The organism is Micavibrio aeruginosavorus (assembly GCF_051245535.1).
GTDB lineage: Bacteria > Pseudomonadota > Alphaproteobacteria > Micavibrionales > Micavibrionaceae > Micavibrio > Micavibrio aeruginosavorus_D.
On record NZ_CP195303.1, the window covers coordinates 1,581,126 to 1,593,868 of the forward strand.

10 protein-coding genes are annotated in these 12,743 nt (G+C 53.9%); 4 read left to right on the forward strand and 6 right to left on the reverse strand.

The window, feature by feature from the left end:
• Positions 1-153: 153 nt before the first annotated feature.
• Entirely contained in the window at positions 154-2,469 is a 2,316-nt protein-coding gene (gene bglX, locus ACSC94_RS07645; RefSeq protein ID WP_435640252.1) for a beta-glucosidase BglX, read from the reverse strand.
• 263 nt (positions 2,470-2,732) lie between these two features.
• Between bglX and ACSC94_RS07650 the strand changes: the two genes are divergently transcribed.
• The gene (locus ACSC94_RS07650) at positions 2,733-4,664 is read left to right on the forward strand and encodes an ABC transporter ATP-binding protein/permease (protein ID WP_435640253.1); all 1,932 of its coding nucleotides are present in this window, start codon (positions 2,733-2,735) and stop codon (positions 4,662-4,664) included.
• 5 nt (positions 4,665-4,669) lie between these two features.
• Here the strand turns inward: ACSC94_RS07650 and ACSC94_RS07655 are convergent, their stop codons facing one another.
• Complete coding sequence (locus tag ACSC94_RS07655) at positions 4,670-6,007, reverse strand: glycoside hydrolase family 30 protein (protein WP_435640254.1); 1,338 nt, start codon at positions 6,005-6,007, stop codon at positions 4,670-4,672.
• A 175-nt stretch (positions 6,008-6,182) separates the two neighbouring features.
• Here ACSC94_RS07655 and ACSC94_RS07660 point away from each other — a divergent pair, with 175 nt between their 5' ends.
• Positions 6,183-6,887, forward strand: a complete 705-nt coding sequence (locus ACSC94_RS07660; protein WP_435640255.1) for a hypothetical protein — start codon at positions 6,183-6,185, stop codon at positions 6,885-6,887.
• Positions 6,888-6,893: 6 nt separating this feature from the next.
• Here ACSC94_RS07660 and ACSC94_RS07665 read toward each other — a convergent pair whose 3' ends face one another.
• Genes ACSC94_RS07665 through ACSC94_RS07675 form a run of 3 tightly spaced genes read right to left on the reverse strand, consistent with a single transcriptional unit; the run spans position 6,894 to position 9,826 of the window.
• Positions 6,894-7,556: an ATP/GTP-binding protein gene (locus tag ACSC94_RS07665; protein WP_435640256.1), complete on the reverse strand. Its 663-nt coding sequence runs from the start codon at positions 7,554-7,556 to the stop codon at positions 6,894-6,896.
• Positions 7,553-8,920 carry an MBL fold metallo-hydrolase RNA specificity domain-containing protein gene (locus tag ACSC94_RS07670; protein ID WP_435640257.1) on the reverse strand — a complete coding sequence of 456 codons (1,368 nt, stop codon included), beginning with the start codon at positions 8,918-8,920 and terminating at the stop codon, positions 7,553-7,555. The genes ACSC94_RS07665 and ACSC94_RS07670 overlap by 4 nt, the downstream gene beginning before the upstream one ends.
• Positions 8,921-8,941: 21 nt before the next feature.
• Complete coding sequence (locus ACSC94_RS07675; RefSeq protein ID WP_435640258.1) at positions 8,942-9,826, reverse strand: DUF350 domain-containing protein; 885 nt, start codon at positions 9,824-9,826, stop codon at positions 8,942-8,944.
• Positions 9,827-9,999: 173 nt separating this feature from the next.
• Here ACSC94_RS07675 and ACSC94_RS07680 point away from each other — a divergent pair, with 173 nt between their 5' ends.
• Complete coding sequence (locus tag ACSC94_RS07680; RefSeq protein WP_435640259.1) at positions 10,000-10,638, forward strand: LysE family translocator; 639 nt, start codon at positions 10,000-10,002, stop codon at positions 10,636-10,638.
• A 57-nt stretch (positions 10,639-10,695) separates the two neighbouring features.
• Here ACSC94_RS07680 and ACSC94_RS07685 read toward each other — a convergent pair whose 3' ends face one another.
• Complete coding sequence (locus ACSC94_RS07685; RefSeq protein ID WP_435640260.1) at positions 10,696-11,907, reverse strand: type III PLP-dependent enzyme; 1,212 nt, start codon at positions 11,905-11,907, stop codon at positions 10,696-10,698.
• A 264-nt stretch (positions 11,908-12,171) separates the two neighbouring features.
• Between ACSC94_RS07685 and ACSC94_RS07690 the strand changes: the two genes are divergently transcribed.
• On the forward strand, positions 12,172-12,681 hold the full coding sequence (locus ACSC94_RS07690) for an adenine phosphoribosyltransferase (protein WP_435640261.1): 510 nt from the start codon (positions 12,172-12,174) through the stop codon (positions 12,679-12,681).
• The last annotated feature ends 62 nt before the right edge of the window (positions 12,682-12,743 follow it).

Sequence of the window (12,743 nt, forward strand, 5' to 3'; positions counted from 1 at the left end):
TGTACCAGTGCCGCTTAAGATTGTCAGTATGGCCCTGCGCAGCCCGGCCAGAACGAACAAATATTTCCAGAACAAAAAAGCAACACCCCAGCGTATTCGCACAAAAAAGCCCGCAATCCGCGGGCTTTTTCATGTTCTATCTTTTTGCAACGCTTAGAGCTTAGGCTCACATTTCGGACGCTTCGTCACTGCGGCCTTTTCCCAATGCACCGTTGCGGTTTGCGTGTCCTGCGAATGTGTTCCGACATGGATGATAAAATCACCCGGCTCCCATCCGAATTTGTCTTCGGTGATGAAGAATTTCAGATCTTCCGTGGTGATATCAAACGTTACGTCTTTCTGTTCACCCGGTTGCAGCATCACTTTCTGGAAGCCCTTCAGCTCTTTCACCGGACGGGTGCGGGAGCAAACCGGGTCGGTGATATAAAGCTGCACGACTTCTTCGCCAGCACGATCGCCCGTGTTGGTCAGCGTGACCGAAGCTTTCAGCGTCTGCTTGCCTGTCAGATCGGCTTTGTTGACCTTGACCGGGCTGTAATCAAAATGCGTGTAGCTGAGGCCAAAGCCGAACGGGAATTCCGGATCGTTGCGGCAATCCAGATAGGCAGAACGGAATTTTTCCCATTTGCCTGCCAAATTATCATTGTTGGCCCCCGTCAGCGGACGGCCCGTTGTTTTGTGGTCATGGTAAATTGGAATCTGACCCACATGACGCGGGAAGGTGGTCGGCAATTTACCCGACGGGTTGTAATCGCCAAACAGAACGTCGGCCAGACCGTTTCCAGCTTCGGTGCCGCCATGCCACGCGACCAGCATCGCATCGGAATGTTCACGCTCCCACCCGAGCGTCAGCGCACGACCCGCCATAACAACCAAAACCAGCGGTTTCCCGGTGCGTTTTGCCGTTTCCGACAGCGCCTCGAGCAAGGGGCGCTGGCTGCTTGGGATGTCGATATTGGTGCGGCTTGATGCTTCGCCCGTATGTTCTCTGGCTTCACCAACGACGGCCACGATGACATCGGATTGTTCGGCAATGCTGACCGCTTCGGCGATCATCTCGGCGGATGAACGCTCATCGATCATCGCGCTTTTAACCGGCAAGCTGTTTTCGAAAATATTGAGCTTCGCGGCTTCGACCGGATCGTCGGTGATATTCGCGCCCTTGGCATACAATATTTTCGCCTTGTCGCCGGCGGCGCGTGTCAGCCCGTCAATCACGGTGACGCAAGCCTCCGTATTCACGTTGGGGGACCACATGCCGGGCAGGTTGCGCTGATCATTGGCCAGTGGGCCGATCAGGGCAATGGTGGCGTTCCGCTTCAACGGCAAAGCCGCGTTATCGTTTTTGAGCAGAACGCAGGATTCTGCCGCCGCCACACGGGCCAGCGCCCGCGTTTCCGGGGCCAGATGAACCGCCACAGGATCGGCGTTCATGCGACGGTACGGATCATCGAACAAACCCAGATCGTATTTCTTCTCCAGATTCTTACGGCAGGCACGATCGATATCATCCATCGATACGGTACCCTCTTCTACCGATTGTTTCAGGGTTGACGGGTAACCCTCGCTCACCATCTCCATATCAAGGCCGGCCTTCACCGCTGCGGCAGAAACGGTTTTGAGGTTGCCAACACCATGCGCAACCATTTCACTGATGCCGCCGAAATCCGATGTGAAGGACCCTTCATAGCCCCATTTTTTGCGCGCAATGTCGGTCATCAACCACCGATCCATCGATGCGGGAACGCCGTTAAGATCATTGAACGCATTCATGATGTTGCCGGCCCCGGCCTTTACACCCGCCATAAAGGGCGGCAGAACCGTTTCCATGATTTTCAGGCGGCTCATATCCACCGTGTTGTAATCACGTCCGGCCTCGACAAAGCCGTAACCGGCAAAGTGCTTGAGGCACGACATAACAGAATCAGGCGCGGTCAGATCATCGCCCTGATACCCCTTGACCATCGCCTCGACATAGCGGGAGATCAGATACACAGATTCCCCGAACGCTTCGTTACCGCGACCATAGCGCGGATCGCGCGTGGTATCACAATTCGGCGAATAGGTCAGATCAATACCGTCCGCAGCCGCTTCACGCGCAGACACACGGGCCACGTTTTGCACCAGATCGGGATTCCAGCTTGATGCCATTGCCAGCGGTGTCGGGAACCCCGTCACGTGACCGTGAATTACATCCAGTTCGAAGTTCAGCGGAATGCCAAGGCGCGATTCATGGACGGCAATGTCTTGATAACGACGAACGACGTCGGGACCGCGCGCATTCAACATGCTGCCAACTTGACCACGGCGAATTTTTTCTTCCGTGCCAAGGCTTTTGATTGCGCCTGATATGATGTCCGTATCACCTGCCGATGGTTGGGCCAGATACATCTGGCCAATTTTTTCATCCAGCGTCATCCGGCTCATAAGGTCGGTGATAAAGGCGTCTCTGACGGTCTTTTCGGACATTTTTGAATACCCTGTTGGCTTTAAATTTTAAATGATAGGGGGATAGCGATAGTGGGGAAAATCGGGCTTGTCCAACATAAAAAACTGGCGGTTTCGCTGCGTCGCACCCCACATGCCGCACCGCACAATTCTTTCCGGGGGAGGATCCGCCAATTATCTTGTCAGGGCCGGGGAATGCCCTTAGAACCCTTCTATTCAATAAAGGTTATAAGAAAATCGAAGATCAGGGGCCAAACAACAAGGCGCAGCCATGGTTGCGGCGCATGTTCACGAAAGTGAGCAATCCCGCTTCAGCATCCGGTAACGGGCTGGGCGCGCGGATTCGCGCCCGTTTTATGGTCAGCACATCCCACACCGACGATATATCCAAGATGCAGACCGCCCGCGGCCTCATCTCCTCCTACTGGAAATCGAACCAGAAATACAAAGCCATCGGCCTGCTGGCCGCGATGACCGCATTGACCGTCGCCGATATTTATCTGGGCGTGGAAATGTTGAAATGGCCGGGCGATTTTATGAATGCCCTGGCATCGCCCGATGTCGCAGCCCTGACTCTGGGCAAGGAAGTTTTAAAATTTGTCGGGCTTGGGCTTGGGTTCGCTGGCGTGTGGAATTACCGCTACTACCTCGAACGGCATTTGATTATTGGATGGCGCGGGTATTTGACCGAACAATTCGGCAATGCCGTTCTCAAGGGAAAATCATTCTTTCATATCAACAATTCAAAAACTGTTCCCAATATGGATCAGCGGCTGTCCGAAGACCCGGATGTCCTCGCCAGCCAGATTGTCGAATTGTACACGGGCGGCCTGCGCTCTGTGCTGAGCTTGATGGCCACCACCTACACCCTGTATCAAATCACCGGCCCCGTCGCGACAAAGGCGTTGGGCCTCGCGTTTCTCGCACCATCACCGTTTTTCTGGGCCAGCGTTGGAACCGCATTGGCCTGTGCCGCAATTGGCACGGTGATGCTGCGTAAAACAGGGAAACCCAGCGTACAATTGGGCGAGCATTATGTTCACGCGCAAGGCGAAATGCGCAGCAACCTGACCAATATGTTTTCGCACTCCAGCGAAATTGCCTCCTATAACGACCAGAAGGTTGAGCGCAAAAACCTGAAAAGCGATTTTGACGCGGTCAAAGGACGATGGATCGGCTTTGAAAAAATGCAGGCCCAAATCGGGGCCCTGCTGGGCATCAACAACGACATGTCGAAACTGGTGGCGTGGGGCGTTGGTGCAGCGGGCTATACGCTTGGCCAGATTACGCTGATCGGTAACGTTCTGACCTATGTCAATTTCCTTGATAAATTGCGCGATAATCTGGCCTGGCCCATGCAGGTCAGCCAAGCCATCTTTAAAATTCAAACGCGCATCAATTTGATGACCAAGTTCGCGCAGGAAATCGAACTGTCGAAAGATCCGCAGAATTTTTACACGGCCCACGGCAAGAACGCCAACATCAAGGTGGAGCGCGGAGATGGTGAAGCCATCGTCCTGCGCAATATTGCCCTGCAGAACTCGGTCCATGATGAACCCATCCTGAAAATCAAAAATTTGCAGATTAACAAGGGTGAAAAAATCCTGTTGACCGGACGATCCGGCAGCGGGAAATCATTATTGCTCCGCTCGATTGTCGGCCTGTGGAAACATGGCGATGGTGAGATCACCTTGCCCTCCGATCTATCGCTGATCTTTGCGTCGCAAACGCCGCATATCAAGGGCAATATTACGTTGAAAGAAAACGTCATATATCCCAGCAGTGACGCCGCCGCCTACAGCGATGACGACGTGATTGAAGCCCTGCGCCTTGCAGAGCTGGATTATCTGGTCCCGCATTTGCAGGACAAGGAGCGCAACAACACATCATGGCGTGATTTGTCCATCGGTGAAAAACAACGCCTGATCTTTGCCCGCATTTTCCTGCACAAACCCGACATGGTGTTTTTGGACGAGGCGACATCGGGGCTGGACGAAGAATTACAAGAGCTGATGTACAGCCGTCTGCGCGAAATTTTGCCGGATACCACGGTCGTCAGTATCGCACACCGCAGCGGATTGATGGCGTATCACACCCGCCATCTGGCTGTCAGCAAAGGCGGGTTGGAAGAACGCAGCAGCCCGATCCCGGACCCGTACATGCTTTACAGCCACGCGCCTTCATTCGTAGGGCCACTGCTGCCGCCCCCTCATTGATTGTTCTATGACGGCGCTGGCCATGTGCAGGTACTCAACGCGCCAGCCTTCAGGGTCAGTGTTGCCCGCTTCCCATTATGAAGAATATTGAATCGCTGGTCCCAATCGCTATCGTTCAGCACAATCATGCTGATGCGTCCATCAGGGGTGCGAAACGCCGCATTGCGCAGAATATCGCTGTCGCTTGACTCAACACGCACAGACCCCGGCGGGATAAATTTTGCGGCATGGCCGATCAAATAATAGGCCACGTTGCGCGTTACGGCTTGCCCATCAATCGTCAAGGCCCCGACACAATGCGGTTCACCGCCCGGCGTATGCGGCCCACACGCCGGATCAGACGCCAAATTCCATTCCAGAACAGCACGTCCGCCGTTGCGCATGACCCCAATAAAAACATTGCGCGCATGCCACGCCAGATCATCCCCGAAATTGCCATCGGCCCCGACCCATTGTTCGGTCAGATACATTTTTTGATCGGGGTACAGGGCCTGAACCTGTGACAACGCCTCGGGCCCGCCGTTATAGAGATGAAAGGCAACCCCCGTCACATAGCGCTGAACCGCCGGATCGGACAAAACCGCGACCGGATAATCCGGTTCATCGCAATTATGATCCCAGCAGAAAATTTGCGTATTCAAATCGGATTTTTGTAACGCTGGCCCAATATGGTTTTGAATAAAATCCGCCTGTGCGGACGCGGTCATCACCATGCTGGGGTCGTTTTTGTGGTTATGGGGTTCGTTCTGCAGCGTTATCGCATGAACGGGAATACCATGCGATTTCATCGTTTCGAGATAGCGGATGAGGTAGCGCGCATACACGTCATAGCAATCCGGTTTCAATGACCCGCCCACGAAACTGTCATTATCCTTCATCCAGCGCGGCGCGGACCATGGGCTGGCCATGATCTGGATATCGGGATTGATGGATAAAATATCCTTGAGCACCGGAATGACCTGTTCATCCCCCGCCATGATATCAAACTGCGTCAGCGCGAAATCGGTCTGGCCGGGTGGGAGGTCGTTATACGAATAGCTTTTCGTGCTCAAATCCGACGCCCCAATGGTCAGGCGCAGAAAGCTGGTCCCGATGCCCTGCCCGTCACGGGAAAAAAGTTCGCGCAACAAATTCTGCCGCGCAGACGGTGCCAACCCCGCGATCAGCATGGCGCTGCCGCCCGTCAGGGAAAATCCGAACCCATCCATGGTTTGATATGTGCGTGCCGCATCGACGGTCAGTGTTGGGTGCGCATTGTCACGAAAAATGGCCGACAATCTGTGTCGACGATGCGCCAGCATCGCACGGCGATCACCCGTGGTCGTAAAAACGTCCATCACCATGTCCTGCTCCCTGTTCCGGGCCCGCGTTTCGGGCTTCTTCATTTTTTGAACGATCGGAAATTACGTCAAATCACAAGAAATGGCAACGGGTGCATTTTTCTGGACAGCCCGCAAAGCCCTGCCCTATAGTCTTGAAAAATATGAAAAATAAACAAAAACAGGGACTTATCAAACCATGGCCCCATCACGCCTGACCCACATCTTCCGCGCCCGCACCGCCCATACACTTGCGGCGCTTGTTCTGGGCAGCGCGCTGTCTGGCTGCGCCGCTTTCACGGAACCGCCGCACCCCTTAACCACGGGCGAGAAGGATCTGGTCAATACGATCTTCAGCGGACAGGTCAACACAGATATCGTTAACAAATATCTGGACCAAGACCCCAACAAATGTTCCGAGGCCAAAACGATCAGCCCGCGATCGATTATTTTTTACCACGGCCACCATGCACAGGATTACAGCGACAGGACAAAGCCGGAATCCATCAGCCTGTTCGCGCATGAGATGACCCATATCTGGCAAGTGCAAAATTGGTCCCTGCTGAAGCAAGCGTGGAAATTGTGCCAGACATATAATTATGACCTGACACCCAAAAGCCGTTTTGAAGATTTCTGTAATGAACAGCAAGCCGCGATGGTCGAGGATTATGTGCGGTATTACATTTCCGCCGAACCGAAATTTCCGCTCCGCCTGTTGAACAATGAGAAACCGGAAAAATTAGCGCTGATGACCGCGCTGATTGAAAAAACATTCCCCGGATTGGCCCAGGAACGCGCCCGGACGGAACACACCTATCCGACAACACTGGCCGCACGGGAAAAAATTGAAACCTATCGTCGCGAGAACAAAATCAAGACGATCACAGTCAGTGTTTGCCGTTAGGCCGCCTTATGTGATCGCCACTTGTGCGCAGGATGCGGGCAATTCCCGGATGATGTGACGCACGGCTTCCTCAGCCTTGACCAGAAAATCCGGATGGCTGTTCACCATGTGATACCGTGAGTGACCGGACCAGATTTTGTGAATCTTCTCATCGATCATTGCGGCTTGTGACGCCGTTTCGACACGCAGCGGGTTTTCATGGTTATAGCCATGTTCTTCCGTCGGTGTGCGCAGATGGATCACACAATGATACCGCGCATATTCCGCCGCCAGACTGGACTGTGCCGCCGCCCAAAAATCAGCTTCATCTCCCTGCCAATACGCCAGACCATCCAACACGCCGCGATCACACAGGCCGATGGGCCATTTCTTTTCGCCCTCAACGATTGATTCCAGTTCCTGCTGGATGTGCAGAATGGCGCGTTGCGATGCGCGAATGCCCAATGTTGTATTTAAACGCCAGAACCCACCCCCAAAGACGATAGAGGCCGCTTCGGGCAGGATAACAACATGTTCGCACAAATCTTTGCGAATGATTTCCAGCACGGCCGTTTTTCCCGCACCCGGGCCACCCGTCACAACGATCAGACGTGGCCCACCATCGCCCGCAAAAGCCCCGCCGCTGCACGCTTTGTCACACACCGCGGGTTGGTTGGGTATTTGTGTCATAAATCCTCGCTCTGCATATAAGACGGCACAATCGCGTTCCAACCGAACGTTTCTTCGACCTTGTCACGCATGGCATTGGCGGCATCAATTTCACCATGGGTGATAAAAACGCGGCGTGGGGCCGATTGAAAATTTCCCAGCCAGCTTAAAATCTCGGCATAATCGGCGTGGGCCGACATGCTGTCCAGCATGGCGATTTCCGCGCGCACCGGCCAAATACTACCGTGGATTTTCAATTCCTTTTCCCCGCGGGCCAAACGGTCACCCCGCGTTCCAGCGGCTTGGAAGCCGGTCAACAAAATCGTATTTTTCGCATCCCCGATATAATTTTTCAGATGATGCAAAACACGTCCGCCAGTGGCCATGCCACTCGCCGATATAATAATTTTCGGTATATTGTTGTTGCGATTATTTTCGTTAATCGCCTTAGACTCTTCCACCGTACGGGTATAACGGGCGACATTGCACAGCGCATCGCATTCCTCGGCGGACAGGCGATGATCGCTCATATGGCGTTTCAGCATATCGGTGGCGTTAATCGCCATCGGGCTGTCCAGAAAGATGGGAATGTCCGGAATACGGTTTTCACTGCGCAGGACATAGAGATGATAGAGCAAGGCCTGGGCCCGCCCCACAGCAAAGGCCGGAATAACGACAGTTCCACCACGGCTCGCCGTCCGGCGCACAACGGCTTCAATCTCGTCCGTTGGATCATCTTTGTCATGCAAACGGTCGCCGTAGGTTGATTCAAGGACCAAATAATCAGCATCCTGCATCTTTGCCGGCGGTTTCATCACCGGATTATGCAGGCGGCCAATATCACCGGAAAACAAAACCGATGTGTACCCATCCGTGATCCGGATAAACGCAGCCCCCAGAATATGCCCCGCCCGGTGGAACGTAAAACTTAGTTCATCGGTCAACCCATGGGGTGTGCCAAAAGACAGGGGCCGGAAATATTGCAGGGATTCGCGCGCATCATCTTCGGTATAAAGCGGGAAAGCCGGACTATGCTTGGTCCACCCATAACGGTTGGCCTCGGCCGCGTCATCTTCCTGCAAATGGCCGGAATCAGGCAACAGGATCTTGCACAGGTCAAACGTCGCATCAGTACAGTAAATGAGGCCACGGAAGCCTGCCTTGACCAGTTTTGGAATGTAACCACTATGATCAATATGCGCGTGGGTCAGGATTACCGCATCAATCGCGTTGGGAGCCACGGGCAACCCATCCCAGTTCCGGGATCGCAATTCCTTTGACCCCTGAAACAGGCCGCAATCAATCAGATATTTCTTGCCGCCATGTTCCAGAAGATATTTGGACCCGGTTACCGTTTCCGTTGCCCCGAGAAAGGTCAGTTTCATCGCCCTATCCCCCTTGGCCGCTTACAGCGACGACATCAAAATGCCGAGGGAGATATATATGGCCGCCTGCAAAGCGCCAACGGCAATATTTTTCTGGTCCAGAACTTCGGATTGGACATCAGCACGGAACAGAATGATTTTTTCCGCAATCAGGCACAGAATGCGCCACACCACCACCGCAATAATGGACACCACAAACCACGCGGCCAGCAGCGGAACGATATCGTACACTTCGTACACAACGATTTGCGCGGCCATGGCAATGGCAAAGGCCGTGCCGATTTTTTTGCCCGCGAAACGTAAGGCCAGCGCCCGGTTGTCTTGTTTTAAAACATCCTGAAAACCTAATCCACTGGTGCCGGGGCGGAAAAATTTAATGCCGATCCATGTCACCACGGTCAAAATAACCTGCGACACAGCATAACCACCCAGCAGGGCGATGGCCCCCTCGACGGAATCCGGGGTGGTCCACACCATCAGCGCGCGAATAATAATCGCCGCGGCCAGAATATTGGCCGCATCCGCAATGGCCACCGCCACATTACCGCCAACGATTTCATCGCGGATCGATACATCACGCAAGGTCACGCGGTCAAAAATGATCCGGGTCAGGGCCATCAAACCGATCCCCAGAATGCCAAAGGCGGCAACGGCCAGAACCGTGTGGGCAATTGAATTTTCGGGGGCGCCGTAAATCAGGCCACTTAAGACAATCGTCACCGCCAATGTGGTCGAGGCCAAAGAAATGCCAAAGGCCGGATTATCCTTGCGCAACAATTCATCAGAGGCATGAATATGCGCAATCACCCCGGAAAACAACCGCAACGACGTAAACAACCCGATCACGACCAGAAAATTAAGGGCCAGAATGGCGTTGTAATAGTGGTCCCAGTAAATCATATCCATTGTGCGTCATCCCGCTGTCAGTGTTGGGGTAGAATCTGTGGGCACCACTATATACGCATCACCCGCCCGTTTCTCCCCCGATCATGGAAATATGTCACTGCGGCGGAGCGGAAATATGAAAACAACCCACTTCCCCCTTATCAGGGCATCGAAGATATGGGAGATATAACGCCATGGACATGCTTTCACCCGTTACAATCTTATCGTTCATCACCACATGCGTGATTATTGAATTAACGCCGGGGCCGAATATGGCGTATCTCGCCATTCTCAGCGCCAGCGAAGGCCGCCGCTATGGTTTTGCCGCCGTGGCTGGCGTGGCTTTGGGATTATTGGTTGTCGGGTGTGCCGTGGCCATGGGTGTTGCCACACTTATCAGCCAATCGGCGCCTGCCTATCAGCTCCTACGATGGGGTGGCATCGCTTATTTTTTCTGGCTGGCCTGGGATGGTTGGAAAACCAGCGACAATATCACAGCACAAAATGCACAGGACACCCCAAAGGCAGCCAGGTTCTTTAAACGCGGATTGATTACAAACCTTTTGAATCCAAAGGCCGCCATTTTTTATGTGGCCATATTGCCGAATTTTATCACCGCATCATCGCATATTCAGGCACAAGCGATTTTTCTGACGGCGCTTTATGTCTGTGTCGCCACAGTTATTCACACCATCATCGTTACACTGGCCGGAACGGCGCGCACTTTTTTGAACAATCCGGTCTACCATCGCCGCGCCCGTCGCATTTTATCCTTGTCCCTCGCAGGGGTGGCCATCTGGTTTGCATGGAGTACGGGTTATACCGCCCCATAGCGCACGCAAATAATAAAAAAGGCCCGTAAAAACGGGCCTTTTTATTTTATCTCTCGTTTACGCAACCCTGCGGATACGCTTTTTCTGTTTGGCCTTGACCTGTTCAACCTTGATCACCTGATCAAACCCGTTAAACGGTGTGCGGCTGATCTCGCCATAGGCGCCGAGCTGGTCAATGATGATCCAATCCCCTTCGTTGATATCGGCGGGCAGCATAAATGGCCCCTTCATCATATCGATGGAATCACAGGTCGGGCCGGCGAAGCGGAAAGCCATCAGATCCGATGATACGCCCCCGCCGCCCGCGCGGACCATCTCCACCGGATAAAACAGATCCGCCGTCGGCCCGCCTTCGAACATGCCGCCATAGGTGCCATCGTTCAGATACAGCAAATCGCCCTTGCGCAATTCCACCCGCACGACCAGCGCCCCGCCAGCGGAGACCAGACCGCGCCCCGGTTCACACAACAAATGCAGATGGGATTGGCCATTGCGGGCCAACGTATCATTAACCACGGCCACATAATCGGCAAACGGCGGCGGCGGATTATCCGGCGACAGATTGGCCGGGAACCCCCCACCAATATCCAGCGCATCCACAGGCACGCTGCTGGCAGAAATGACATCTAGCGCGGCCTGAACCGCACGACCATAGGAATCCGTTTGCAGACAATGTGTGCCCACATGGAACGACAGGCCCAATTGCACGCAATGCGCCCGCGCCCGTTGCAACAAATCAATCGCCAGAACGGGAGACGCCCCGAATTTGGCCGAGAAATCAACCGCGACCTCTTCCTTTGGCACCGCCATGCGGACGAACAGGATCAAATCATCCACTGCGCCAAGGACATCGACGATTTTTTGCAGTTCATCGGCAGAATCCAGCACAAAGCGGCGGACATTGTAATGATGATAGGCCTCAAAAATCGATTCCCGTGCCTTAACCGGGTGCATGAAATAGATCGTGGCCGTGGGCATCAAACGATGGATCAACTTCACCTCATTGATCGAGGCGCAATCGAAATTGTGTACGCCACCGGCGATGAAGGATTGAATGACCCGCTCATCCGGATTGCATTTGACGGCATACAGAACGTCACCGGGGAAGGTCGTTGTAAATTCGCGCGCTTTGTCCACCAGCACATCGGGGCGTAGCACCGACACGGGATAGCGCGGTTTCGTATCCCGGACATAACGGGCCAGATCGTTGATTTGCGGGAAGGTAGAATGGTCCTGTGACGGAGCTGTCGCCCCGAATGTGTGATGCATGATCGTCAAACCCAATTAAGAGGGCGCGGGGCCCGGTTAATTATCAAGTTTTCCGTCGCTGCATAACCTTAACATCTTGGGAGAAGGGCCATAGACGCGTGCGTTACTTCATTTATACCACGAAACACCGCCCCCTCGCAATAAAACCGGGCCACCCGCCGCGCGGCCAAAAGGGCAAAAAATTATAAAACAAAAGCAATACTTTAAACCCGCACGCCGGGGCGCTACACTCTTCTCCGGGCCATCACCGGACAGGAGCTTGCCATGCCCTTTAAAGCCTATATCGACGACATCCCCGACTTCCCCGAACCCGGCGTTGTGTTCCGGGACATCTCGCCGCTGCTGGCCCGAAAATTTCCGGAGGTGGTCCACGCCTTCGCCGCCCTGTTCCCCGCGCACGAGCTGGCCGACATTGATGGTTTTGCCGGTGTTGATTCACGCGGCTTTATTTTCGCCTCGGCGTTGGCCGCCCATTGCCAGAAAAATTTCATCATGCCGCGCAAGGCCGGAAAACTGCCGCAGCCTTATGCCGAGGCGGAATACGCGTTGGAATACGGCACGGCGAAATTGCACCTGAAACCCGGCAGCGGCAACGTCATCATTATCGATGACGTACTGGCCACCGGCGGTACATTAAAAGCCACCGCCGGATTGTGTCAGGATGCGGGATATAATGTGAAGGGCTTCGCCGTCCTGATCGATCTGAAATTTCTCAACGATTTTCAATGGAACGGCATGCGAGCCCGCTCCGTGATGAGGTATGAGACACCGTAATTTTCTGGAATGGAGCATCTCCAACATGGTTTTCCTCCCATACCGAAAACCACATTGACCAA